The 25654-nt window shown below is 70.1% G+C and carries 19 protein-coding genes and 1 pseudogene; 9 read left to right on the top strand and 11 right to left on the bottom strand.

Translation table 11 applies throughout. From position 1 onward, the window contains the following. Positions 1–80: 80 nt before the first annotated feature. A complete protein-coding gene (locus ACIP79_RS10485) occupies positions 81–1913 on the bottom strand; it encodes a phosphoenolpyruvate carboxykinase (GTP) (protein ID WP_401221810.1) in 1833 nt (610 codons plus the stop codon). A gap of 326 nt (positions 1914–2239) precedes the next feature. On the opposite strand from ACIP79_RS10485, the gene ACIP79_RS10490 reads away from it, so the two are divergent. The 3 genes and pseudogenes from ACIP79_RS10490 to ACIP79_RS10500 all read left to right on the top strand — a co-directional run bounded on the left by ACIP79_RS10490 (position 2240) and on the right by ACIP79_RS10500 (position 5649). Beyond that, positions 2240–2998 (top strand): hemolysin III family protein, encoded by a 759-nt coding sequence (locus tag ACIP79_RS10490; RefSeq protein WP_401221812.1) that lies wholly within the window; start codon positions 2240–2242, stop codon positions 2996–2998. A 147-nt stretch (positions 2999–3145) separates the two neighbouring features. Further along, positions 3146–4693 (top strand): annotated as a pseudogene (locus ACIP79_RS10495) (MFS transporter); the annotation flags it as partial. A gap of 323 nt (positions 4694–5016) precedes the next feature. Continuing rightward, positions 5017–5649 carry a TetR/AcrR family transcriptional regulator gene (locus ACIP79_RS10500; protein WP_401221814.1) on the top strand — a complete coding sequence of 211 codons (633 nt, stop codon included), beginning with the start codon at positions 5017–5019 and terminating at the stop codon, positions 5647–5649. A gap of 64 nt (positions 5650–5713) precedes the next feature. Here ACIP79_RS10500 and ACIP79_RS10505 read toward each other — a convergent pair whose 3' ends face one another. The 5 genes from ACIP79_RS10505 to ACIP79_RS10525 form a co-directional block, all read right to left on the bottom strand. Next, the gene (locus ACIP79_RS10505) at positions 5714–7984 is read right to left on the bottom strand and encodes a galactose oxidase-like domain-containing protein (protein WP_383686787.1); all 2271 of its coding nucleotides are present in this window, start codon (positions 7982–7984) and stop codon (positions 5714–5716) included. 155 nt (positions 7985–8139) lie between these two features. Continuing rightward, a complete protein-coding gene (locus ACIP79_RS10510; protein ID WP_383686780.1) occupies positions 8140–9348 on the bottom strand; it encodes a glycosyltransferase in 1209 nt (402 codons plus the stop codon). After that, the gene (locus ACIP79_RS10515; RefSeq protein WP_401221816.1) at positions 9345–11075 is read right to left on the bottom strand and encodes an ArnT family glycosyltransferase; all 1731 of its coding nucleotides are present in this window, start codon (positions 11073–11075) and stop codon (positions 9345–9347) included. Before ACIP79_RS10515 ends, ACIP79_RS10510 begins: the two co-directional genes overlap by 4 nt. A 125-nt stretch (positions 11076–11200) precedes the next feature. Beyond that, entirely contained in the window at positions 11201–12454 is a 1254-nt protein-coding gene (locus tag ACIP79_RS10520; RefSeq protein ID WP_383686785.1) for a glycosyltransferase, read from the bottom strand. Between the two features lie 200 nt (positions 12455–12654). Continuing rightward, positions 12655–14691 (bottom strand): thioredoxin domain-containing protein, encoded by a 2037-nt coding sequence (locus ACIP79_RS10525; protein ID WP_401221819.1) that lies wholly within the window; start codon positions 14689–14691, stop codon positions 12655–12657. Between the two features lie 188 nt (positions 14692–14879). Between ACIP79_RS10525 and ACIP79_RS10530 the strand changes: the two genes are divergently transcribed. Further along, positions 14880–18092, top strand: a complete 3213-nt coding sequence (locus ACIP79_RS10530) for a tetratricopeptide repeat protein (RefSeq protein WP_401221821.1) — start codon at positions 14880–14882, stop codon at positions 18090–18092. Positions 18093–18178: 86 nt separating this feature from the next. Here the strand turns inward: ACIP79_RS10530 and ACIP79_RS10535 are convergent, their stop codons facing one another. Both ACIP79_RS10535 and mca read right to left on the bottom strand, forming a co-directional pair. After that, the gene (locus ACIP79_RS10535) at positions 18179–18481 is read right to left on the bottom strand and encodes a hypothetical protein (RefSeq protein WP_401221822.1); all 303 of its coding nucleotides are present in this window, start codon (positions 18479–18481) and stop codon (positions 18179–18181) included. Then, positions 18474–19334: a mycothiol conjugate amidase Mca gene (mca, locus tag ACIP79_RS10540; RefSeq protein WP_401222114.1), complete on the bottom strand. Its 861-nt coding sequence runs from the start codon at positions 19332–19334 to the stop codon at positions 18474–18476. Before mca ends, ACIP79_RS10535 begins: the two co-directional genes overlap by 8 nt. A 183-nt stretch (positions 19335–19517) precedes the next feature. On the opposite strand from mca, the gene ACIP79_RS10545 reads away from it, so the two are divergent. Both ACIP79_RS10545 and greA read left to right on the top strand, forming a co-directional pair. Next, positions 19518–19916: a DUF4307 domain-containing protein gene (locus tag ACIP79_RS10545; RefSeq protein WP_401221824.1), complete on the top strand. Its 399-nt coding sequence runs from the start codon at positions 19518–19520 to the stop codon at positions 19914–19916. A gap of 168 nt (positions 19917–20084) precedes the next feature. After that, on the top strand, positions 20085–20582 hold the full coding sequence (gene greA, locus ACIP79_RS10550; RefSeq protein ID WP_383682582.1) for a transcription elongation factor GreA: 498 nt from the start codon (positions 20085–20087) through the stop codon (positions 20580–20582). Between the two features lie 127 nt (positions 20583–20709). Here greA and ACIP79_RS10555 read toward each other — a convergent pair whose 3' ends face one another. The 3 genes from ACIP79_RS10555 to ilvA all read right to left on the bottom strand — a co-directional run bounded on the left by ACIP79_RS10555 (position 20710) and on the right by ilvA (position 24032). Continuing rightward, positions 20710–21567, bottom strand: a complete 858-nt coding sequence (locus ACIP79_RS10555; protein ID WP_401221826.1) for an ABC transporter permease — start codon at positions 21565–21567, stop codon at positions 20710–20712. Continuing rightward, positions 21564–22586 (bottom strand): ATP-binding cassette domain-containing protein, encoded by a 1023-nt coding sequence (locus tag ACIP79_RS10560; RefSeq protein WP_401221827.1) that lies wholly within the window; start codon positions 22584–22586, stop codon positions 21564–21566. The genes ACIP79_RS10555 and ACIP79_RS10560 overlap by 4 nt, the downstream gene beginning before the upstream one ends. A gap of 216 nt (positions 22587–22802) precedes the next feature. Further along, complete coding sequence (gene ilvA, locus ACIP79_RS10565) at positions 22803–24032, bottom strand: threonine ammonia-lyase (protein WP_401221829.1); 1230 nt, start codon at positions 24030–24032, stop codon at positions 22803–22805. Positions 24033–24196: 164 nt separating this feature from the next. Between ilvA and ACIP79_RS10570 the strand changes: the two genes are divergently transcribed. From ACIP79_RS10570 to ACIP79_RS10580, 3 genes are all read left to right on the top strand, one after another. Next, the gene (locus tag ACIP79_RS10570) at positions 24197–24700 is read left to right on the top strand and encodes a MarR family winged helix-turn-helix transcriptional regulator (RefSeq protein WP_383682593.1); all 504 of its coding nucleotides are present in this window, start codon (positions 24197–24199) and stop codon (positions 24698–24700) included. A gap of 200 nt (positions 24701–24900) precedes the next feature. Further along, complete coding sequence (locus ACIP79_RS10575) at positions 24901–25401, top strand: sigma factor-like helix-turn-helix DNA-binding protein (protein WP_401221831.1); 501 nt, start codon at positions 24901–24903, stop codon at positions 25399–25401. Beyond that, the gene (locus tag ACIP79_RS10580; protein ID WP_401221832.1) at positions 25398–25646 is read left to right on the top strand and encodes a hypothetical protein; all 249 of its coding nucleotides are present in this window, start codon (positions 25398–25400) and stop codon (positions 25644–25646) included. The genes ACIP79_RS10575 and ACIP79_RS10580 overlap by 4 nt, the downstream gene beginning before the upstream one ends. The last annotated feature ends 8 nt before the right edge of the window (positions 25647–25654 follow it).

The raw sequence follows: 25654 nt of genomic DNA on the forward strand, positions 1-25654 counted from the left end.
CGCGGTGCTGTCACCGCGGCCGGTCCTGACGACGACGCAGGTCAGGGCAGACCGGACCGGCCGCGGAGTCTCTGCCCGGACTAGCCCAGGCGCTGTACGAGTGCGCGGTACTCGTCCCACAGTTCGGTGGGCGTGTGCGTGCCGAAGGTGTTGAGGTGGTCCGGCACCAGCGCGGCCTCCTCGCGCCACACGTCCTTGTCGACGGTGAGCAGGAAGTCGAGGTCCGCCTCGGACAGGTCGAGCCCCTTGGTGTCCAGGGCGCCCTTGGCCGGCAGGATGCCGATCGGCGTCTCGACGCCCTCGGCGCGGCCGTCGAGGCGGTCGACGATCCACTTCAGGACACGGCTGTTCTCGCCGAAGCCGGGCCACACGAACTTGCCCGCGTCGTTCTTGCGGAACCAGTTCACGTAGTAGATCTTCGGCAGCTTCGCCTGGTCCTTGTCCTTGGCCACGTCGATCCAGTGGCCCATGTAGTCGCCCATGTTGTAGCCGCAGAACGGCAGCATGGCGAAGGGGTCGCGGCGCAGCTCGCCGACCTTGCCCTCGGCGGCGGCGGTCTTCTCCGAGGCGACGTTGGCTCCGAGGAAGACGCCGTGGTTCCAGTCGAAGGACTCCGTCACCAGCGGGACCGCGGTGGCGCGACGACCGCCGAACAGGATCGCCGAGATCGGCACGCCCTTGGGGTCCTCCCACTCGGGCGCGATGATCGGGCACTGCGCGGCGGGAACGGTGAAGCGGGCGTTGGGGTGGGCGGCGGGCGCGTCGGACTCCGGCGTCCAGTCGTTGCCCTTCCAGTCCGTGAGGTGGGCCGGAGTCTCCTCCGTCATGCCCTCCCACCAGATGTCGTTGTCGTCGGTGAGTGCGACGTTGGTGAAGACGGAGTTGCCCCACAGCGTCTTCATCGCGTTGGCGTTGGTGTGCTCACCGGTGCCGGGCGCGACGCCGAAGAAACCGGCCTCGGGGTTGATCGCGTACAGCCGGCCGTCCTCGCCGAACCGCATCCAGGCGATGTCGTCACCGATCGTCTCGACGGTCCAGCCGCCGACCGTCGGCTCCAGCATGGCGAGGTTCGTCTTGCCGCAGGCGCTCGGGAAGGCCGCCGCGACGTACTTCGACTCGCCCTGCGGGGGCGTGAGCTTGAGGATGAGCATGTGCTCGGCGAGCCAGCCCTCGTCGCGCGCCATCACGGAGGCGATGCGCAGCGCGTAGCACTTCTTGCCGAGCAGCGCGTTGCCGCCGTAGCCGGAGCCGTAGGACCAGATCTCGCGGGACTCCGGGAAGTGCGAGATGTACTTCGTGGCGTTGCAGGGCCACGGCACGTCCGCCTCGCCCGCCGCCAGCGGCGCTCCGAGCGTGTGCACAGCACGCACGAAGAAGCCGTCGGTGCCGAGCTCGTCCAGGACCGGCTGTCCCATCCGGGTCATGGTGCGCATGGAGACGGCGACGTACGCCGAGTCGGTGATCTCCACGCCGATGGCGGAGAGGTCCGAGCCGAGCGGGCCCATGCAGAAGGGGACGACGTACATCGTCCGGCCGCGCATCGAGCCGCGGAAGACGCCTCCCCTGCCGTCCGTCCCCTGGAAGATCTCCCGCATCTCGGCGGGGGCCTTCCAGTGGTTCGTCGGTCCGGCGTCCTCCTCCTTCTCGGAGCAGATGAACGTCCGGTCCTCGACCCGTGCGACATCGGACGGGTCGGAGGCGGCGTAGTAGGAGTTGGGGCGCTTGATCGGGTCGAGCTTCCTGAAGGTGCCCTTGCGGACGAGTTCCTCGCTCAGTCGCTCGTACTCGGCTTCGGATCCGTCGCACCAGACCACGCTGTCCGGCTCGGTCAGTTCGGCGATCTCGTTGACCCACGAGATCAGGGCTTTGTGGTTGGTGGGTACGACGGTGGGAGCCGCGATGTCGCGCGCCACGATTGCTCCTAAATGAGGGGTTTTGTTGTTGTGCCCCGTGGGGGCTGCGACCCGGATGCTTCACGATTCTGATGCCCTGGCGCTCATCCGGTGCCGACCGCACTCATTTGATCATCCGACTAGAGCGCGCATATGTCCAGAGGGCCTCACAGGTGAGCGGAGTGAGCATCGCCACTCATCTCCGGGTTTCCTCCGCGCCATTTTGGGTTCACCCCCGGTACCGCGACGTATCGCGGCACGGGTGTGCGTGAGACCATGGCCACTATTGCCCGGTCGTCCGGCGACACTGACAGGTAACTTACGGTTCCGTAGGTAGGATTCGGCCCATGACTGCGTCTGTCCCCGACGCGCACACGGACTCCCCGGCCGCCGGCCACGGGTCCGTCGCGCACTCCCCGTCGCACTCGACCTCGGCACACCTCTCGCTGCCGCACCCCCATCTGCCGGACGAGATCAAGCCCAAGCTCCGCGGCTGGCTGCATCTCGGCATGTTCCCGGCCGCCCTCGTCTCGGGCCTGGTGCTCACCGCGCTCGCGAGTTCGACCCGGGCCCGCATCGCCTGCGCGATCTTCGCGCTGACGGCCTGCCTGCTGTTCGGAGTGAGCGCGCTCTACCACCGGGGCACCTGGACCCCGCGCATGGACGGCGTGCTGCGCAGACTCGACCACGCGAACATCTTCCTGATCATCGCGGGCTCCTACACCCCGCTGACGATGCTGCTGCTGCCGGAGGCCAAGGGGCAGTGGCTCCTGTGGAGCATCTGGGCCGCGGCGGTGGCGGGCATCGCCTTCCGGGTGTTCTGGGTCGGCGCCCCGCGCTGGCTCTACACCCCCTGCTACATCGCGATGGGCTGGGCGGCCGTCTTCTTCCTCCCCGACTTCATGCGGACGGGCGGCATCGCCGTCCTCGTCCTGGTCGTGGTCGGCGGACTGCTCTACAGCGCGGGCGGCGTGATCTACGCGATCAAGCGCCCCAACCCGTCACCGAGCTGGTTCGGCTTCCACGAGGTCTTCCACTCCCTGACCGTCGGCGCGTTCGTCGTGCACTACGTCGGGATCTCCCTGGTGGCCTACCAGCACGGCTGACCCTTTCGACCGACACATCTCCAGTGGCCGCGGCTCTCCAGCCGCGGCCACTTCTGCGTGCCCGGACACCTCCGCACCCGACCGGACCCTCCCTCCCCCTCCCCCCTCAGTTGACAGCAGCTACCTTTTGAGAGTTACTCTCATTTCATGGTGACTATCACTGACGCTGACGCCGTACGGCGTGATCCCCGCCGCTGGTGGGCCCTCGGAGCCCTGATCGCGAGCATGCTCGTACTCGGCTTCGACATGACGATCCTCAACGTGGCGCTGCCGACGATGGCCGGGGAACTGGGCGCCTCCACCGGCGAGCAGCAGTGGATGGCGGACGCCTACGTCGTCGTCTTCGCCTCGCTGATGCTCCCCGCGGGCCTGCTCGGCGACCGCTTCGGGCGACGCCGGATGCTCATCACCGGACTCGTCGTCTTCCTGGCGGGCTCGCTCGTCGGCGCCCTCGTCGACGACGTCACCCTCGTGATCGTCGCCCGCGGCGTCATGGGGATCGGCGCCGCGCTGGTCATGCCGCTCGGGATGGCCGTGCTGCCGTCCCTGTTCGAGGCCGACGAGCGCACGAAGGCCGTCGGCGCGGTGTCCGCGGCCTCCGCGCTCGGACTGCCGCTCGGCCCGATCGTCGGCGGCTGGCTCCTGGACCACTTCTGGTGGGGCTCGGTCTTCCTCGTCAACGTGCCCATGGCCGCGATCGGCGTCGTGGCCTGCGTCTTCCTGCTCCCCGAGACCCGCGACCCCGCCTCGCCCAGGGTCGACGCCGTCTCCACCGCGTTCACCGCGGCCGGCCTCAGCGTCCTGATCTACGCGATCATCGAGGCACCGCACCGCGGCTGGGGCGACCCACTGGTCCTCGCCCTGTTCGCGGCCTCCGCCGTGCTGATCACCCTCCTCGTCCTGCGCGAACGCCGCAGCGCCCGCCCGATGCTGGACCTCACGCTCCTCGGCCAGCGCGCCTTCCTTCTCAACACGCTCGCCGCGACCCTCGTCATGTTCGTCCTGTCCGGCCTGATGTTCGTGCTGCCGCAGTACCTCCAGGCGGTGCTCGGGTACGACGCGTTCGGCACCGGGGTGCGGATGCTGCCGATGATGGGCGGACTGTTGGTCGCCTCGCGGTGCGCGCAGCCGCTGCTGGCGAGGTTCGGGGCACGCGCGGTGATCAGCGCGGGCCTGGTCGCGCTCGCCTTCGCCGCGTTCCTCGGCAGCCGTACGTCCGTCGGTGACGGCTACGGGTTCACGGCCCTGTGGCTGTCCGTCGCCGGGCTCGGTTTCGGCTTCGCCGTGGTGCCCGCGATGACCGCGGCCCTCGGTGCCCTGCCCCGCGACCGCGCCGGCAGCGGCTCCGGACTGCTGATGACCGTGCGCCAGGTGGGCAGCGCGATAGGCATCGCCCTGCTCGGCTCGCTGCTGGCCGGCGCGTACGGCGACCGGCTCGACACCTCGGGCCTGCCCGCCGCCGCGGCGGACACCGCCTCCGACTCGGTGGTCGGCGCCCATGTCGTCGCCGCCCGGCTCGGCGACCGCGCGCTCGCCGCCTCCGCCGACACCTCGTACGTGCACGGCATGGGCCTGGTCCTGCTGGTCAGCGGCGTCGCCGCGCTGCTCACCGCGCTACTGGCGGCGGCCCTGCTGCCGAACGCGAAGCCGACGGAGCCTGCCGGCGCCGACGGTGCGGCCGGACCCGCCGGGCCGGTCGGAGCCAGCGGCCCCGTCGGAACCCCCGGAGCCATCGAGCGGACCGGACCCGCCGGAGCTACCGGAGCTACCGGAGCTACCGGAGCTACCGGAAAGGCTGAGCCCGCCGGCCCGACCGGAACCGCCGGAACCGCCGGATCGGACGGAACCGCTGGACCCGCCGGAACCGCAAAGGAGGCCGGGTCGGTCCAAGCCGTCAAGTCGACCGCGGCGGCCCACCCCGGCGAGCCCGGCGACGTCGCCGGGACCGGCGAGACCGGCCACCGCCCCGCCCCCGGAAAGGACGCCGACATGGCACCGGCACCGGCCGATGCCGGACAATGAGGCCCATGGCCGCCACCGCACACAGCTCCGCCTCCCCCGCGGAGCCCCAGCTCGGGCTCCGCGAGCGGAAGAAGCAGAAGACCCGGATCGCGATCCGTGACGCCACCTACCGGCTGATCAGGGAGCAGGGGTACGACGCGACGACCGTCGAGCAGATCGCGGAGGCGGCCGAGGTCTCCCCCTCGACGGTCTTCCGCTACTTCCCGACCAAGGAGGACATCGTCCTCACGGACGAGTTCGACCCGCTCATGGAGCAGGAGTTGCGGGCACGGCCCGCCGACGAGCCGTGGATGGTCTCCCTGCGCCACATCATGCGGAAGGCCATCGGCCTGGAAACCACCGAGGAACCCGAGGTGGCGAGACTCCGGACCCACCTGATGGTGCAGGTGCCCGCCGTCCGCTCCCGGATGATGGAGAGCATGTCGGTCACCAGCCGCATGCTGTGCCGGGTCATCGGCGAGCGCACCGGCAAGGACCCCGACGGCCTTGAGGTACGCGTCCTCGCGATGTCCCTGATCGGCGCCCTGATGGAGACCTCCCTCTACTGGGCCGAGGGCGGCCACCAGGAGGACCTCGCCGACCTCGTCGACCGCACCCTGCACATCCTGGAGAACGGGCGGACGCCCTGATGTCCGAGAGCCCACAGCGATGAGGGCGCGCCCAACGCGGGCGCACCCTCACCGAGTTCGGCCACTAGCGGCGTTTCAGGTCCTTCGCGCCGCAGGCCACCCCGTCCTTGCTGGGGTCGAGCCGCAGCGGATCGTCCTTGCCGTTCACCTTCAGACGGCCGTAGTCGTTCGTCTTCAGCCAGGCGCACCGGGCGGCCGTCGTCTTCTTCACCTCGGCGGGGAAGACGGTCGGCACGCAGACGTTGACCGAGCCGTAGTGCCGGTCGCACCCGGCGAGCGTCGGACTGACCTTCTGCGAGGCCCGCTTCTTGCCCGGCCCGGTGACCTTGCCCGCCAGGGAGTCGGCGAAGGAGTGGACGTGCGCCTCGGGAGCCGAGGCCGCGGCCAGTGCCGACGGACCCTGGAGATGAACCCACTTGGCCACCGACGGCACCCCGTTGGCGTCGACCGCGAAGAGCATGTACCAGCCGGGCGGCGCCAGGTCGGGGTTGCTCGTCACGTTCAGGTCGACGTTGTTGCCGTCGACGGACAACGGCAGGTCCACGAACCGCTGGTTGGGGTCGGAGGAGTGCGTCACCGCGGCCGGCCGGATCAACTCCGCCTTGGCGATGGGCCGGTCGACGGTGATCCGCTGCGTGTCCCCGTACACCCACTCGTTGTCGATCACCGAAGTGATCGTCGGGCGGGCGCCCTTGAGGAGGTACGGCGGCGTGTAGATGGAGACGTCGTGGTTCCAGGTGCCGTTGCCCGGGTTGTCGCCGGTCGTCATCACCCGGCCGTCGGGCAGCAGGAACGCGGAGGAGTGGTAACCGCGCTCCTCCGGGTCGGTGGCCACCGGGTCGAAGGTCGAGGTCACCGGGTCGAAGATCGACGTCTCGAACACCGGATCGGCGCGGTTGTGCAGGGCGCCGCCCGTCTCCAGCACCTTGCCGTCGGGCAGCAGTACGGCGGAGACGTACATCTTGCCCTGGTTGCCCGTCTGGGCCACCTTCCCCGCGCCCAGGTCCACCGTGCCCTGCGGAAGCGGCGGGCCGACGGTGTACGCCGGGTTCGCCGCCTTGAGGTCGATGATGTCGGTGAGCCGGTTGGCCTCCGGGTTGGAGTCGATGTTGCCGCCGCCGATCGTCAGGACCTTCTGGTCCTGGGCCGGGGGCAGCAGCACACTGGCGGACTGGTCGCGCTGGTCCTTGTTCTGGAGCCCCGGGACCGCCGTCACCGTGTTCGCGTCGTAGTCGTAGATCGCCGAGCCGGTGCCGGGCGTGCCGTTGCCGAATACATGGCTGCCCGAGTAGAAGAGCCGGCCGTCCTGCATCAGGATCATCGACGGGTACAGACCCCAGTACGACCAGGTCTGGTTGACCTGCCAGAGCGGCAGCCACTTCTGCTCGTCGTCCGACCAGAGTTCGGCGGTCACCGAACCGGTGGAGTCCTCACGCAGACCGCCGAAGGAGATGATGTCGCCGTTGCCGAGCTCGGTCGCCGACGGATACCAGTGGCCGTCGTTCATGTCGTTCGTCTTGCTGTACGTCTCGGTGACCGGGTCGAAGATGTACGAGTCCTTGTAGCCCTCGTACCCGTGCGAACCGTCCGCCGCCGGGAACGCCTTGTTGCCGCTCATCACGAGCACGCGCCCGTCCTGCAACTGCACATGCCCCGCGCAGAACATGTCCTTGGGCGTCGGGATCGTCTTGTACGTGCCGTTCACCGGGTCGTACACCGCGCTCGTGAACGTGCCCGCGTTGAACTGCTCCTCGCTGTTGCCCGAGCCCGCGATCAGCAGCACCTTGCCGTTGTTCAGGACGACGGAGTGCATGGAGCGGACCGGGTTCTGGGTGGGCAGCACGTCCCACTTGCCGTTGGCGCACTGCTCGGCCGTGCCGGTGCAGCCGGCCGGCGGAATCACGTCGGCGACCTGCTCCATCGTGTAGTCGTCGGTGGTCACCGAACCGGTGCCGTAGACGGACACACCCCAGGTGATGCGGTCGGTGCCGGCCGGCACCGCCGGGGTGCGGACCGTCGCCTCGGTCCAACTCCCCGCCATCTCCAGCGTCTTCAGGTCGGTCCAGTACTGCCAGCCCGCCGTCGTGTCGTGCCGGAAGAGGGTGAGCGAGGTGTCCGGGGTCGTCGACTTGTACCAGAGTCCCAGGTCGTACTGCTTGCCCGGCGTCACCACCGGCGCGCAGGCCGCGGACTCGGTGATCAGCGCCTTGCGGTCCCCGTCCACCCGGCGGGTCAGCTCGACCTTCATGGCCTTGGTGCCCGAGTGGGCACCGCCGACCGTGGAGAAGGTGAAGTCGTTGTCACCCCAGCCGGACTTCTCCCAGCAGGACGGCATACCGTCCGTGCCGGCCGTCTCGAAGCCCGGGTTGGTGACGAGGTTGGCGGCGGAGGCGGGCTGCGGCGAGATGAACAGCAGGCCGGCGGCCAGGCCCGCCACGGCCAGCAGCGATGTTCCCCGCCGTGGTCTCAGTCGTGGTCGTACGCGAAGTGTCACGCGGCTCTCCTTGCTGTGCGGCTGCTCCCGCCCGCGGACTCGTTGCTGCGGCGCGGCAGATAGACCAGCGCTTCGGTCCCTACGAAGCGCAGGACGAAGGTCGTCACCAGGGCCAGTGCGGTGGCGGAGAGTGCGCCCATCCCGAAGTGGCCCACGAACAGGGCGATCAGCGGGATGCGCAGCACCAGATCGGCGTTGGCGATCAGGACGAACCGGCCGACGCGGTCCCCCCAGTGCCGGTGCTTTCGGCGCTCGCGGAAGAGGAGATGCTCGATGAGCAGGAAGTTCCAGGCCACCCCGAGCTGGTTGGCGAGGATCTCCGCCGGCAGGTAGTGCATACCGGCGACGGTGAGGGCGTACAGGCCCAGCAGGTTCGGCAGGAAGCCGGTGACGCCGATCAGGCCGAAGACCACCATGCGCGCCACCGGCGAGGCGGTGCGCAGCCCGACCAGGTGGCGCAGGAAGCGGAAGCCCTCCTGCGCGGTCGACTTGGACTCGCCCGCGAACCGGTCCTGGAACACGAACGGCACCTCGGTGACCTCGCGGGGACGGCTGCGCACCGCGAGTTCGAGGAGGATCTTGTAGCCGAGCGGCTGGAGGATGTCGGCGGTGACCGCGCTGCGCCGGATCGCGAAGAAGCCGCTCATCGGGTCGCTGATGCCGTGCAGCCTGCGCGGGAAGAGCGTCTTGGTCAGCCAGGTCGCGCCCCGCGAGACGGCGATGCGGTAGCCGCCGGCGAGCCCTTCGCGACTGCCGCCCTTGATATAGCGCGAGGCGACGACGAGACCGGCCGAGGAGCGCTCGCCGGTGGCCACCAACTCCGGTACCAGTGAGGGCGGATGCTGGAGGTCGCCGTCCATGACGACGATCCAGTCCGAGGTCGCCGCCTTCAGTCCCTCGACGACCGCTCCGCCGAGCCCGCCCACGGGTTCGGCGCGGTGCAGCACGGTGACGGGGAACGGGCAGTCCTGCGCGGCCTCCCGGATCACCTCGGGGGTGTTGTCCGTGGAGTCGTCCACGAAGACGACCTCGCAGGGCAGCCGCGCGGGCACCGACTCGGTGATCTGGTGCAGCAACTCCCCGATGTTCGCGGCCTCGTTGAAGGTCGGTACGACGATGGTGACGGCCCCGGGCTCGGGTACCTCGGCGCCGCGTACGGCCGGGTCGCCCAGTTCACCGGGGACAGTGCTCTCGAAGCTGCTCATCGACTGCCTCCGGTGCTGTTGGCCTCTGCCCTGGTCGCGCTGCCCGTGCTGCCCGTGCTGTCAGTGCTGGTCGTGCTGTCAGTGCTGCCGTTGCCGCCCGTGCTGCCGTCGATCCGCCGGATCTCGATCCGGTCCTCGCCCTTGCCGAAGGTGGCGACGGGCGTCGAATGCTCCATCGCCGCCTTGACGTTGGGCAGGTCGACCGCGTCACGCCGCACGGTCGGCGAGGCCACCACGTAGTCGAGGTCGCGCCAGCCGTCCGGCATCGTCTTGGTCACCGCGGGGTCGAGGTCCGCCTTGTAGAACCAGATGACCCCGAGCCCCGGCCGGTAGCCGGCGTGCACGAGGTCGAGCCAGAGCGCGTCGTCGACCAGGACCCGCGTCCTCCCCGGGTCCTCGACCTCGGTCTTCAGCCACGCCGACGCCGCGCGGTAGGGCGCGTTGGCGTCGACGGTGACGGCGGTGCGGTTGCCGTCGTACCAGCGCGGTACGACGTAGAACGCGGCGCCCGCCACGAGCAGGCACGCGGTCACCCGGCGCCCCCACAGGAGATACGGCGTCTCGTGCTCGCCGCGTCCTCTGCGCAGCACCGCGTGGGCGACGCTCGCGGTGCCGCCGGCCAGCACCAGCGCCAGGAACGGCAGGGCCTGGATGACGTACATCGCGGGCAGATAGCCGCTGGGCCGCATGGCGACCAGGGCGAGGATCGCGACGGTGAGCGCGGGACCGGCGAGGGCGCGCGCCGTCACCGACCAGCGCCAGGTGACCAGGAGCAGCAGCGCGCCCGCCAGACCGCCGAGGGGCAGCACCCGGTCGTAGTAGAGCCAGGACTGGAGGACGCCGTACGAGCCGGTGCCCTGGTCGAGGATGAAGCCCGAACCGGGGCGGCTCATCTGGTACTTGACGCCGTCCCACAGCGAGACATGGCCGGCGCCCGAGAACAACTCGCCCTTGAGCAGGGCGAACAGCGGGTACGACAGGCCGATCAGGACGCACGCCGTGATGGCTCCGGTGAGCGCGAACTTCCGGGTGTCGCGGTGTCCGTGGCGCCACATGGTGACCAGCAGCGCGGGCAGGATGACGAGCATCGTCTCCTTGGTGAGCACGGCCGCCGCCGCCGCGATGCCCGCCGCGAAGTGGTGCCAGAGATGACGGCGCGGGGAGGCCGCGAGGCAGAACGCGAGCAGCGTCCACATCACCGCGATGTTGTCGAGGAAGATCTCCCGCTGGAGCACCACCGACAGCGGCGAGAGCCCGAAGAGCACCATCGCGAGTCCGGCGGCCCACCTCGGAAGCGAGAGCCGGCGCGCGAGGACGTAGACGAGGACCGCGCTGATGGCACTGACCAGGAGCATCGCGAAGCGCATCGAACCGACCGTCATCAGGCCGGGGCTGATCTGGGCCGGGATCCAGGTCAGCGCCGCTATCTGGATCCAGCCCAGGGGCGGGTGGTCGTACCAGTACGTGTAGTGGGCCAGGCCGTTGCCCTCCTGCACGGCCCAGGCCTGCGCGAGGTAGGTGCCCTCGTCGTCGCTGAGGGTCGGGTAGTCGGCGATGTTCCAGCCCTGGACGAGCATGATCGCCACGAGGAGGGCGAGACACAGCACCAGATCGGGGCGGGAGGTCAGGAAACGCAGCCGGGGACGGGGGTCGGGGACGATTTTGGGCGCAAGGGGCCGCTGCGCGGGGACCGTGGAAGTGGCCACCGCGGGAAGGGTGGAGGTCACGCGGAAATGTCCTCTCGGGACTCTCGGGCTACCGGACTACCGGACGACCGGACGGAGGGGTCGCGGACCGGCGAGTTCATGGGGCAGACGAATTCACCGACACGCGGACCGCGGGGTCTGGCGGACTAGCGAGCCGCTTCGACCTCGGTGAGGTGCGCGCCGACGTGACTGGTCAACTCCCAGTCGTTGCGCCCTCGTTGCTCGCGCCACACCGCGCGAACAGCGGCACCGGCCAGCAGCACCTGGTAGAAGGGGCCACCGACGATCAGCTTCAGGTAGTGGACGAGCCGGACGCGAAGTCCGTACTGCTTGCCGAAGTCGTGCAGTCCGACGAGTTCGAAGACGAAGGTGACCAGCGCGGTCACGGCCGGCAGGAAGGTGATGAAGGCGACGCCGACGGGCACGTCCAGGAAGAGCGCGATGGCCACGTTGAGCGGGATGACCACACCGGACACGGCCTGGAGGTACGGCGTCATGAGGGTGTAGCGGGCCAGCAACCGCTGCCCGAACCCCGGGAGTTGCTTCCAGTCCTTCTTGCGGTAGACCTGAAGGAAGCCCTGATTCCAGCGGGTGCGCTGTTTCATCAGGGACATCAGGGTGCCCGGGGTCTCCTCCCGGGTCACCATGTCGGAGTCATAGGCGACGACGACCTTCTTGCCGACGCTGGACAGCCGCACACCCAGGTCGCAGTCCTCGGCGAGACAGTTGGGATCCCAGCCGTCCGCCTCCCGCAGCACGTCCGTACGGACGAAGACGGTGTTGCCGCCGAGCGGGATGAACCCCTTCTGCGCGTGCAGATGGAGCCTGGACCTGAACCAGAAGAAGTACTCCAGGCAGTTGCGCAGGCTGTACCAGCTGGAGTTGAAGTTGATGAGCTGGACGCCGCCCTGGACGACGTCCGCACCCGTCGTGCGGAACGCGTGGTCCACGTGGGCGAGCAGTTCCGGGTGGACCTGGTCCTCGGCGTCGAAGACTCCGACGACGTCGCCGCGGCAGTGCGGCAGCGCCGTGTTCATGGCCTTCGGCTTGTTCTTCTTCTCGTGGTGGTCGACGACGACCCGCACGCGCGGGTCGCGCTCCTCCGCGCTGCGGGCCACCTCGGCGGTCTCCGGGTCGTCGTGCCCGACGATGACGATGATCTCGTAGTCGTCGTGGCTCGACTCCAGCAACCGCTGGATGGTGTGGTCGAGTACGGCCTGCTCGTGCCGAGCGGGCAGCAGCAGCGAGAACGACAGGCCGTCGCCGCCGTCGGGACTGCTGAAACGGGTGGAAGCGAGCACCTCGGGCGTACGCCACGCGTGCATCTGCCACCACAGAGTGAAGGCCGCCATCCAGAACAACGCCAGTGAAACGGCAGCGATAAAGACAGATGTGAGCAAAAGATCCCCCCAGATCCCAAAATCCCCCTGTCGCGACAGTGAGTCACTCCTGTCGCGTCACCGTGGAGAGACTAAGGGGGAACTGTGAAGTCCGGGAGCTCTTCAGATAAATAGAGTGTTTCGGAATCCTCAGTCGACTAAGGGCGGGTAACCGGACGTATCCCGCTACGTCGGAGGTTTCCCGTCCGTGTAGTCCCTTGTCAGACGGCGTTTCCGCCTCCCACCGCCTCGCGCAGCCGCTGGACGTCCGAGGTCGGCGCATCACAGGTGAAGTTTCGGCAAACGTAAGCGGAGGGCAGGCCGCCGACCAGCGGGCGGCCGGCGAGCAGCGGAAGTTCGTCACTGTCCGCAGTGCCGACGGCGACGACGGCCCCCGGCGCCGTGCCCAGCAGCGCCGCGCGATGCAGCTCCCCCGTCGCCGGATCCTCCGCCGGACCCACGACCGCGATCTCGCGCGGCCCGTCCACCAACGCCTCCGCCACCGCCAGACCCCAGCCGGTGAACCGCGGCACCCGCGGCCCGAGCGCCTTCACGACTCCCAACGCCCGCTCCGCGGCTGTCCGGTGCGGCTCCGCGCCCGTCTGCGCCGCGTACGAGAGGAGCGCGCCGGCCGCCGCGCTCCACCCGGAGGGCGTCGCGTTGTCGGTCGGATCCTGCGGACGCCGGATCAGCCGCTCGGCGTCGGCGGCGGTGTCGTACAGGGCGCCCGACGCGGAGTCCGTGAACTGCGCGAGCACATGGTCGAGCAGGAACCCGGCGAATTCCAGCCACACTCCCTCACCGGTCACACCCGCCAGCGCGAGGAACCCCTCGGCGACATCCGCGTAGTCCTCCAGCACCCCCGCGTTCGCCCCGGCCTGGCCGTCCTTGCTCGTACGGGCCAGCCGCGCCCGGTCGTCCATGTGCAGCCGTACGAGGAGATCGGCGGCGCCGATCGCGGCCTCGACCAGGTCCGGGCGGCCGAAGTAGGCGCCGGTCTCCGCGAGGGCGGCGACCGCGAGGCCGTTCCAGGCGGCGACGACCTTGTCGTCCCGGCCGGGAGCGGGCCGCTCGTTCCGCGCGGCGAGCAGCCGGCTCCGCACCGCCTCGATCCGCTCGGCGTCGAACTCCCCGTCCTGCTCGGGAAGTTGCAGGACGGAGGCGCCCTCTTCGAAGGTGCCCTCCTCGGTCACCCCGAAGTGCCGGGCGGCGAGCTCGGCGTCCGCGCCGAGCACGTCCGTGAGCTGCGCCGGCGTCCACACGTAGTAAGCGCCCTCGGCGTGCCCGCCCTTCCCGTCGTCACTGTCCGCGTCGAGCGCGGAGGCGAACCCGCCCTCGTCCGTGCGCAGTTCGCGCACCATGAAGTCCGCGGTCTCCAACGCGACCCGCCGAGCGAGCTCGGACCCGGTGGAACGCCACAGATGCGCGTACACCCGGCACAGCAGGGCGTTGTCGTAGAGCATCTTCTCGAAGTGGGGTACCACCCACGCGCGGTCCACGGAGTACCGCGCGAACCCGCCGCCCAACTGGTCGTAGATCCCGCCGCGCGCCATTCGCTCAGCCGTGTCGGCGGCCATCTGGAGCGCGCCCTCGGAACCGGTCCGCGCGTGATGCCGCAGCAGGAACTCGAGCACCATGGACGGCGGGAACTTGGGCGCCCCGCCGAACCCGCCGTGCTGCGCGTCGTACTCCCGGGTGAGCCCGAGCAGCGCGCCGGCGAGCTCCTCCTCCCCCGGCACCGTGGCGTCGCCGTAGCTCAGCTCCCGCCCGGCGAGATCCCGCACGATCTTCTCCGCGACCTCGTCCACCTCACCACGCCGCTCGGTCCAGGCACCGCGCACGCCCTCCAGGACCTGCCGGAAGGAGGGCATGCCGTGCCGCGGGGTGGGCGGAAAGTACGTACCGAAGTAGAACGGCTCGGCGTCCGCCGTGAGAAACACGGTCATGGGCCAGCCACCCTGCCCCGTCGCCGCCTGCACGGCCTCCATGTAGACGGCATCGACATCCGGCCGTTCCTCGCGGTCGACCTTGACGCTGACGAAGTGCTCGTTCAGGTACGCGGCGGTCGCCTCGTCCTCGAAGGACTCGTGAGCCATCACATGACACCAGTGGCACGCGGAATAGCCCACTGACAGCAGGACGGGCACGTCACGCCGTCGCGCCTCCTCGAAGGCCTCCGGCGTCCAGGGCCACCAGTCGACCGGATTTTCAGCGTGCTGAAGGAGATACGGCGAGGTCACACCAGCCAACCGGTTCATGCGATCCAGCCTCTCACAATGCCTCCGCGCGACTCCGGGATCGGCACGCGCCCCTCGTCGCCGCGAAACACCCCGCTGATCCCCGGATCGCCGAAAGCACCACGATGATCCGCTGGCGCCCTGTCGCGGATGCCCCGTACGCAGGACACTTGGCGGCGACAGATGGTGCCGTCGGAGGGGGACGTGACATGCGGGACAGCCATCGGGCGGACGCCGAGCGGCTGTTGGTGCGGGCCGTCGAGGAAGAGGTACGGCGGTCGGGGGGACGTACCGACGCGAGCGTGCTGCTCTCGCGGGCCCGGGGCGCCCTGGAGACGATGGGCGAGGCGGCCGCCGAGGAGTACGAGGCGTACACGGGCGCACTCGACGAGGCGGAGGCCGGACGGCTCTCGTTCGGGCAGCGCTACGCCCGCGAGGGCGCCGGAACTCCCCTGCTGGTGGCGGTCGTTGCCGCCGTCGCGGCCGTGGTCGCGGACCTGGCGCTCGGCACGGGCACCGGCACCGCTCTCGGCGCGGGAGCGACGGTGGCGGTGGTCGGCGCGGCGGCCACCGTGGTCAGGGTGACGGCCTCGCACCTGCCGGCGGCGAGCCGTCGCGCAGGGGCGCTCGGACAGCCGGGCGGCGCCGAACAGCTGCGCCTCCAGTGGCTGACCGCCCTGGAAGTACGCGGCATCCGGCCCTTTCTCGACCAGCAGCGCCTGCTCGCCGCCACCACGGGAGCCAAGCAGGGCGCCCCCCAACTGCGCCGCACCGACAAGAGCGCGGCGGCACGGCGACGCAGCGTCCTGGAGCACTCGTTCGGCCAACTTCCTGACCCCGAGGGCCCGTTCACCGGTCGGCGCAACGAGATGTCACGGGTCGCCCAGTGGGTGCACGCGGCCCGCGCGAGCACCGAGACGAAGCCGACGGTGGTGGTGCTGTACGGCGCACCCGGCTCCGGCCGCACCACACTCGCGATCCGGGCGACCCACGCGCTGAAGGACCAGTTCCGCGGCGCCTGCGTGGTGGACCTGCGCGGCGACAGCGCCGAGGAGCCCCCGCTGACCACCCGGGACGCGCTGCTGCATCTGCTGAATCGTCTCGGCGCGCCGCGCGAGCAGCTCCTCTTCCGGGAGCGTTCCTCCCGGGACCAGCAGGACCAGCAGGTCAGGCGGCTGAGCGAGCTGTACCACCAGCATCTGACGGGTCTGCCGGTGACGATCGTGCTGGACGACGCGAGCGACGCCGAGCAGGTGCGTGTCCTGGTCCCCGAGCGCTCCGACAGCCTGGTCCTGGTCACCACCCGCAAGCCCCTCGACCTGCCCGCCGACCTCGCCGCCTGGGTGCACCAGCTCCCGGTGGAGGCGCTGGAGGCCGGCGGCGCCGAGGAGCTGCTGAACGCGGTGGCGCAGGACAGGTCCAGCCCGTACGAAGCCGAATCCTCCGACCGGGTGAGGGAGTTGTGCGGCGGACTGCCGCTGGCCCTGCGCGTCGCGGGTTCCTCGCTCGGCCCCCGGACGCCGCGCCAACTCGCCTCGGACCTGGAGGCGTACGGCCCGGTCGACCCGGTCGAGCGGGCCCTGTGGCTGCGCTACACGGACCAGACGGACACGGGCCGCCGGCTGCTGCGCCGGCTGGCTCTCGCCGGCCGCGCCTCCCTGGGCGCGGTCGCCGCCGCCTCCCTCCTCGCCACGGACGAACCGGAGGCCACCCGGCACCTGACCGCGCTGTCCCGGGCGGGCCTCGTCGACCATGTCCGCGGCAGCCGCTACCGCCTGCACGACCTCGTCCGCGGCTTCGCGCAGGCCCGCCTGCTGGACGAGGAGGAACCGTCGGAGCGTACGGCGGCGCAGGAACGCCTGATCGTGAACTACGCGGAACTGGCGGACTCGGTGATCCGCCTGGTCGACGGCAAGACGTCCACCCGGGCCGACCAGTTCGGCCCGCACGGCTTCACCTCCCTCGACGCGGCGCTGCGCTGGCTGGACGACGAGTCGAGCTTCATCACGGCGACCCTGCGGCACGCGGAGGGCGTGGACCAGGCGGCCGTGCTCCATCTGCTGGGCGCCCTCTGCGACTACTGCCTGCTGCGCGGTGACCTCTACCGGCTGGGCGAGATAAGCGAGTTGACGCAGGCCGTCGACCAGGGCCTGATGGTCCGCTCGGTCCAGTGGCGTACGGGCATCGCGGCCCGCCAGCTCGGCGAGCTCGACAAGGCCCGTACGACGCTCTCCTCGGTGGTGGACCTCTACTTCGAGGCACATCACGACGCGGGCGCCGCCCTGGCCCTGTGCTCCCTCGGCATCACCCTGCACCACCAGGGCAACCTCATCGAGGCCTCGGCGAAGCTCCAGGAGGCCATCGATCTCCAGGCCGCGCCCGAGCTGGCCGGAGACCGCGCCTGGACCATGCACGCGCTGGCCGGCGTGGAACGCGACCGCTCCCGGCTCGCCGTGGCCCTGGACCTGCTCACCCGGGCCCTGGTCCTGCACCGCGAGAGCGAGTCCGTGCACGGCGAGGCGTGGGCGCACTTCCACCTGGGCCAGCTGGGTTTGCGGATGGGCGACGTCCCGCTCGCGGAACGCGAGCTGCGTGAGGCGCTCGAACTGTACGGCCGTACCCGCGATCCCCGTGGCGAGGCCTGGGCGCTGACCCAGCTGGCCCGCGCCCGGCTCGTCGCCGGCGACCCCTCCCCCGCGGTCGACGGGCTGCGGCACGCGGCCTCCCGGCACCGTGACAACGAGGACGCGCGGGGCGAGGCCTGGACGCTGTACTACCTGGGCCAGGCCCTGGAGGAGACCGGCAACCTGGACCAGGCGGTCCGCGAGCTGGAACGTTCCCGCACGATGTTCTCCCGTATGCGGGACGTGTACGGGCTGGCCTGCGCCCGCCACCACTCGGCGCGCGTCACCCGCGACCAACGGGCGGGCCAGACCGGCTCGTTGCGCAACTCCGGCTTCGCCCGCCAGCTCCTGGTCGACGCCCGCGCCGACTTCCACCGCATCGGCGTCGCCCACGGGGAGGCGTGGACCTGCCTCGAACTGGCCGTGGTCGACGGCGGCAACGCCCGTACGCAGCAGGCCCTGAAGCTCTGCGACGAGGCCATCGCCCTCTTCACCTCGTACGGCGACCGGCGCGGCGAGGACTGGGCCCGCTTCCTGCGCTGCACCCTGCTCCCCTATGCCGCCCCCGGCGGCTCCGAGATCGGCACCGCGGTGGCCCAGGAGGAACTGAGCCGTCTCTCCCGCACCGGCCACGCCACCCGGGACCCCAAACTCGACGACTACGTCGAGGCCTACCAGCTCCTCCTGGAACGCGGCGCGAGCCTCGAAACCGGCTGGCAGGCCTGGCGCCTCCAAATGGTCCCGAAGCGACACGCACGGGACGTGATGGGGGTGGAGGTGCGGGCGGGACGGGGGTGACCTCCGACGGGCGGGGGCGATCTCCGACGGGCGGGCGGGACCGGGGGTGCCGCCCGCGCGGCGGGGCCGTCAGCCGCGTTCGGCTGTCAGCCCCGTTCGGCCGGCGACGAGGAGGTCGCCGTGGGAGAGGGCTTGCCGGTGGAGGCGGCCGGGGTGCCGGGCGTCTCGCCGGTGTCACCCCCGCTCCCCTTGCCGGAGGCCGCCGCCTCGAAGTTCTCGGCGACCTTCCCCATGTGGCGGTTCATGCTCTTCATCAGTCCCCATACCGCCAGGGCCATCACCGCGAAGACGATGAAGCCGAGGACGCCGGGGGTGACCTTGTTCTCGTCGACCTCCTTGGCGAGGGGGACGAGGTGCGTCAGTGCCAGGCTTGCGCTCATATCAGGCATTGTCGCGGATGCCCGCAAAGAGGTCGTCCTCGGGGAGGGAGGTATCGACGAGGGACTTCACGAGCTCGTACTCCTCGGTCGGCCAGACCTCCTTCTGGAGGTCCAGCGGGACCTTGAACCAGCCGCCCTCGGGGTCGATCTGCGTGGCGTGCGCGATCAGCGCCTTGTCACGGATCTCGTAGAACTCCGCACACGGAACATGCGTGGTCAGCGTGCGCTCCGTGCGCTCGAATTCCGACCACCGCTTCAGCCAGTCCCCGTAAGGCGACTCCATGCCACGCTCCAGGAGGGCGTTGTGCAGCGCTTCGGTGCGGGGGCGGTTGAAGCCCTGGTTGTAGTAGAGCTTCTGCGGCTGGAACGCCGGGCCGTACTCCTGCTCCGGGTACTTCTCGGTGTCCGCCGCCGACTCGAACGCGACCATCGAGATCTTGTGGGTCATGATGTGGTCGGGGTGCGGATAGCCGCCGTTCTCGTCGTAGGTGGTGATCACCTGCGGACGGAAGGAGCGGATCTGCCGAACCAGTTCCCCGGCGGCCTTGTCGACATCCTCCAGCGCGAAGCAGCCCTCGGGCAGCGGCGGCAGCGGGTCGCCCTCGGGCAGCCCCGAGTCGACGAAGCCCAGCCACTCCTGCTTGATCCCGAGGATCTCGCGGGCCTCGTCCATCTCCTTCTTGCGTACCTCGTGGATGTGCTCCTCGATGTACTTGTCGCCCTGGAGCTTCGGATTGAGGATGGAGCCGCGCTCCCCGCCCGTGCAGGTCACCACCAGCACGTCCACCCCCTCGGACACGTACTTGGCCATGGTGGCCGCGCCCTTGCTCGACTCGTCGTCGGGGTGGGCGTGCACGGCCATCAGTCGCAGCTGGTCAGTCAAGACTCAATCCTCAGTAAGTCGGCCAGTCGGCTAGTCGGCGCCCGGCGTGAATCAGCTTGATGGGCGGCTTCTATAGTGACGGAACCGGGGGGCGAATAATTCCGGGTCCCGGCTCCCGGGCTCTCCCGGGCCCACGCCGCCGCCCCCGCCGAGAGGACGACCATGAGTACGGCCAGCACCCAGCTGCCCGAGGGCCGGTACGGCCGCTCCGCGGACCCGCGCTCCGACCGGAAACTCAAGGTCACCGGCATCACGCTCGGTGTGATCCTGCTCGCGCTCATCGGCTGGATCGGCTACGACCAGATCAGCGGGACCGGGATCAGCGCCCAGGTGATCACCTTCAGCGCCTCGGAGAACGAGGTCGAGGTGCACCTGGAAGTGCACAAGGACGCGGGCACCCACGGCTACTGCACCCTGCGCTCACAGGCCGCGAACGGCGCCGAGGTGGGCCGCGCGGACTTCCGCTTCGACCAGGACGCCTCCCGCGTCGACAAGGTCCTCACGCTGCGCACCACGTCCAAGGGCACCACCGCGGAGCTGCTCGGCTGCCACGACGACTGACGTCACCCCTGGCACTTACGTGCTGACCTGCGCCGACGGAATTCTGACGTCTTATGTCCTCCCCCTTCAGCCGCTGAATTGTTAGGCTCGTGGTTTCGCCCACCCGTGAAGGCACATTCTTCTGGGTAGGGCGATGCTTTGTATTCCCAGTACCTACGAGGAGCACCTGTGACCCAGACCAGCGAGAACGTCACCTGGCTGACCCAGGAGGCGTACAACCAGCTGAAGGCCGAGCTGGAGTATTTGTCTGGTCCCGCGCGCACGGAGATCGCCACCAAGATCGCGGCGGCGCGCGAGGAGGGCGACCTGCGCGAGAACGGCGGGTACCACGCGGCCAAGGAGGAGCAGGGCAAGCAGGAGCTCCGTGTGCGCCAGCTGACCCAGCTCCTGGAGAAGGCCAAGGTCGGCGAAGCCCCCACGACGGACGGTGTGGTCGCGCCCGGCATGGTCGTCACCATCGCCTTCGACGGCGACGAGGACGACACCCTGGACTTCCTGCTGGCCTCGCGGGAGTACGCGAGCTCCGACATCGAGACGTACTCGCCGCAGTCCCCGCTGGGCTCCGGTGTGAACGGCAAGAAGGTCGGCGAGGACGCCCGGTACGAGCTGCCGAACGGAAAGCTCGCCTCGGTGAAGATCCTCAAGTCCGTGCCCTACCAGGGCTGAGACGGCCTGAGACCGGGACCACCGGCCCGAACACTCCGACGATGCCCCCGGTCGCGCTCCCGGGGGCATCGTCATGCCCGGGTGATGCGGGTCGTCGTCCAGATCCTCGTGCGGGTCGTACGACGGGTCACGCGGTGGCGGAGCGGTACTTGCGCACCGCCAGCGTTCTGAAGACCAGGACGATCACCACCGAGTAGATCAGCGAGGCCCAGACGGCGTGCTGCATGGGCCAGGCGTCGGACTGCGAGACGCCGGGGTTGCCGAAGAGCTCGCGGGAGGCCTGCACGGTGGCGCTGAACGGGTTCCAGTCCGCGATATGACGCAGCCAGGGCGTCATGTTGCTGGAGTCCACGAACGCGTTCGAGATGAACGTCACCGGGAACAGCCAGATCAGCCCGCCCGAGGTGGCCGCCTCCGGGGTGCGTACGGAGAGGCCGATGAGCGCGCCGATCCAGGTGAACGCGTACCCGGAGAGCAGGAGCAGGCCGAAGGCGCCGAGGACCTTGCCGGCGTTCGTGTCGCCGTCGGAGCCGACCCGCCAGCCGACGAGCAGGGCCACGATGGCGAGCACCAGCAGGGTGAGCGCGGTCTGCACCAGGTCGGCCAGCGTCCGCCCGGTCAGCACCGCGCCGCGCGCCATCGGCAGAGAGCGGAAGCGGTCGATGAGGCCCTTGTGCATGTCGTCGGCGATACCCGCGCCCGCCCCCGCCGTGGCGAAGGTGACGGTCTGCGCGAAGATGCCGGCCATCAGGAAGTTCCGGTAGTCGGTGGAGCTGGTGCTGCCGCCGATCTGCATGGAACCGCCGAAGACGTAACTGAACAGCACCACGAACATAATTGGCTGGATGAGCCCGAAAATCACCATTTCGGGAATCCGGGACATCCTGATCAGATTGCGCTTGGCGACGACCAGGGAGTCCCGGACGGACTGCCCGAAGGGGTTGCTGGGGGACGCGACCTGCACGGCGTCGGTGGCGGCACTCACTTCGTGTCCTCTTTCTTCTTCTTGCGGCCCTTGCCGCCGGCCGCTTCGTCGGCCTCTTGGCGCTCTTCGGCCGCGTGGCCGGTGAGGGAGATGAAGACGTCGTCCAGGGTGGGCCTGCGCAGGCCGATGTCGTCGATCTCGATACCGTGCGTGTCCAGTTCCCGGATCACCTCGGCCAGCAGTTTGGCGCCGCCGGAGACCGGTGTCGTGATCTTTCGGGTGTGGTCCTCGACCGTGGTCTCGCCCTTGCCGACGCCGCGCAGGCTGTACTTGTTCAAGATGGCGGACGCCGTCGCGATGTGCTCGCGCTCGTGCACGACGACCTCGACGCGCTCCCCGCCCGTCTGGGCCTTGAGCTGGTCCGCCGTGCCGCGGGCGATGACGCGGCCGTGGTCGACCACGCAGATGTCGTGCGCGAGGTGGTCGGCCTCTTCCAGGTACTGGGTGGTCAGCAGCAGCGTCGTACCTCCGGAGACGAGCTGCTTGATGACCTCCCAGAGCTGCTGCCGGTTGCGCGGGTCGAGGCCGGTCGTCGGCTCGTCCATGAACATCACCGGCGGCGAGACGACCAGCGCGGCGGCCAGGTCGAGCCGGCGGCGCATACCGCCCGAGTACGTCTTCGCGGTGCGGTCGGCGGCGTCCGCGAGGTTGAACTGCTGGAGCAGCTCCTCCGCCCGGACCTTCGCGGCCTTCGCCCTCATCTGGTAGAGCTGGCCGACCATCTGGAGGTTCTCGCGGCCGGTCAGATACTCGTCGACGGCGGCGAACTGCCCGGACAGACCGACCCGTCGGCGCACCTCGTCGGGGTCCTTGAGCACGTCGACACCCGCGACGATCGCCTTGCCGCTGTCGGGGCGCAGCAGTGTGGTCAGACAGCGGACGGCGGTCGTCTTGCCCGCGCCGTTGGGCCCGAGCAGGCCCAGCACGGTGCCCTCCGGGACATCGAGATCGACGCCGTCCAGAGCCCTTACGTCACCGAAGGTCTTCACCAGGCCTTCGGCGTAGATGGCGCCTGGCATTTGGGGTCTCCCAAGTGGTTGGGGAATTACCGGGAAAGGGGATTGTCGTCGTTCGTTCGCCCGCACGGTGGTCTAAATCGTTCGACCCGGCGGGCGGGTTCGTGGTGGGATGTGTGGCGAGAGACACACCATAACGCGATGTATCGCGTCACTCAACAGATTTTGCCATCTCGCACTGACAACGGCTCCGACCTGGGGAAACAGGGCGGACGGGCCTTACTCGATGACGGTGTAACCCGCCTCGCGCAGCGCGTGATTCAGCTCGGCGATGTGCTCGGGGCCCTTCGTCTCCAGATGCAGCTCGACCTCCACCTCCGTGAGCCCGAGCCGGGGATCGGTCCGTACGTGGCTCACATCGAGGACGTTAGCGTCGGCCACTGACAACACGCCGAGAAGTGTGGCCAGGGCGCCGGGACGGTCCGTCAGACGCAGGGTGACCGCCAGGTAGCGTCCGCTCGCCGCCATGCCGTGCCGCAGGATGCGCTGCATCAGCAGCGGGTCCACATTGCCGCCCGAGAGCAGCGCCACGACCGGACCCTCGAAGGTGCCCGGCTCGGCCAGCAGCGCCGCGACGGGGCTCGCGCCCGCCGGTTCGACGACGAGCTTGGCCCGCTCCAGACAGAGCAGCAGCGCGCTGGACAGATGGTTTTCGGACACCGTGACGATCTCGTCCAGCAGGTCGCCGATGATCCGGAACGGCACGTCGCCCGGCCGCCCGACCTTGATGCCGTCGGCCATCGTCGCCGGGTTCTCGATCGACAGCGGGCGTCCGGCCGCCAGCGAGGGCGGGTACGCCGCCGCGCCCGCCGCCTGTACGCCGACGATCCGCACGTCGGGGCGGAGCGCCTTCACCGCGATCGCGATGCCCGCGGCGAGTCCTCCGCCGCCGATCCCGACGACGATCGTGCGCACCTCGGGGCACTGTTCCAGGATCTCCAGGCCGACGGTGCCCTGCCCGGCGATGATGTCGGGATGGTCGAAGGGGTGGATGAACACGGCCCCGGTCCGCTCGGCGTACTCCTGCGCGGCGCGCAGCGTCTCGTCGACCACCTGGCCGTGCAGCCTCACCTCGGCGCCGTACTCGCGCGTGGCCGCGACCTTCGGCAGCGGCGCGCCGGTGGGCATGAAGACCGTGGAGCGCACGCCGAGGAGTGCGGAGGCGAGCGCGACCCCCTGCGCGTGGTTGCCGGCGCTCGCCGCGACGACACCGGCGGCGCGCTCCTCCGGCAGCAGCCCCGCGATACGCACGTACGCGCCGCGCAGCTTGAATGAACCGGTCCGCTGGAGGTTCTCGCACTTGAGGTGCACCGGTGCGCCCACCAGCTGGGACAGGTACCTGCTGCCCTCCATCGCGGTCATCCGCGCCACACCCGCGAGCATCTTCTGCGCACCGCGTACGTCGTCGAGAGTCACACTGCGCAAGGGGTCAGCCGTGCCGTAGCTCATGACCACCAGTCTCGCAGTTCACACGGGCCCGCTCGCGGTGTGACCACCCTCCGAGACCGGTTTACGCAGCGTCGGTACGGCCCGCGTCCCGGCCGCGTACCCTGTCCCCCAAACCAGCTCCCCACGCATGAATTGAGCCCCCGGCCATGCCCACAACACCAGAGATGTCGATGGACATGACGACCGTCGGTGACACCGGCCTCCTCGACACGCTTCAGCACGAGGTCGCGGTTTTCGCGCGCCGTGCCGAACAGACCCGGCTCGGCGGAGTGGGGCAGGTGCGCAACTCGATGGACCGCGCCGCCTACCTGCTGCTGAACCGCCTGGACAAGGAAGGCCCGATGGGCGTCAAGGCGCTCGCCGCGAGCATGGGGATCGACTCCTCGACGGTCACCCGGCAGGTCGCCCCGCTGGTCGACACCGGGCTCGTCAAGCGCACCTCGCACCCCGAGGACGGGCGCGCCGTGGTGCTTCAGCTGTCGCCGCGCGGGCAGTCCCGCCTCGACGAAGTGCGCTCCTCCAGGCGTCAGTTGATGGCCGAGCTGACGAACGACTGGGCGCCGGAGGAGCGCGAGGCGTTCTGCACGCTCCTGACGCGCTTCAACAGCGCGCTCTCGGCCCGCCAGGCCGCCCAGGGCGTACCGGTGGGCGAGTCGCCGGCTTCCTGACCGGTCCCGGCGCCTCCGTCCAGGGCGCGCGTCCCTGTCCCCGCGCGCGGTCCCCGCGCGCGTGCCATGTGCGCCGGGCTCTTGACCGGAAGGCCGCGTCTGGCCTCATATGAGACCGGGTCCTTGTCGTACATGGTGCGACCTGTCGTACACGGCCGGGATCCCGTTCCAGTCAGGGTCGCCCTCGGGCAGGAGGCGCGGTGCGAGAACGGCAGGTGTCCCAAGGCGTCCGCCGGGCCCGGGAGTTCGAGGCTTTCGTCGCGGGCGCGGCAGGGCGGCTGCTGCATGCGGCCACTCTGCTCACGGCGGAGTCCCCCCGCGCCAACCCGCGCGCGCGGCGCCTGCTGACGGCGGCCCTCGCGCGGACGTACGCCTCCTGGGACCGGCTGCGCGGCGAGGACCCGTACGACCACGCCCGCCAGCAGCTGGCCGTCCACTTCGCCCGCGGGGCCTGGCACCAGCACGGCAGACTCGGCCGGGCCCGTCAGGCACCGGACAGCGTCCTGGCGCGCCTGACGCCCCAGGAGCGGCTGATCCTGGTCCTCAGGCTGTACGAGGGGGTCGCCGAGGAGCAGACGGCGGCTCTGCTCGGGCTCCCCGCGGAGCGAGTACGGGCCATATACGCGCGGGCGATGGCGACCCTGCTGCACCCGCCGCGCGGACCGGCACCGGCCCTGGCGAAGGCGGTGTCGTCGTCATGAGCATGCGTGAACGGGAGACCGCCGTGCGGCGCATGCTGGAGCAGACGCCGGCCCGGGTGCCGCCCGACCTGCACGCGGACGTCGTACGCCGCGGGGCCCGCATTCTGCGCCGCAGGACGGCGGCCCGTCGGCTGATGTGGCTGCTGCTGTTCGCCGCGACCGTCGCCTTCGTGGTCTGGGCGCTGGCGGCGCAGCCCTGGGTGGAGCCGCCGTCGGAGACGACCCCACCGCTGACGGGTTGGTGACCCGGTCC

The sequence above is a fragment of the Streptomyces sp. NPDC088747 genome (assembly GCF_044751025.1).
Classification (GTDB): Bacteria; Actinomycetota; Actinomycetes; order Streptomycetales; family Streptomycetaceae; genus Streptomyces.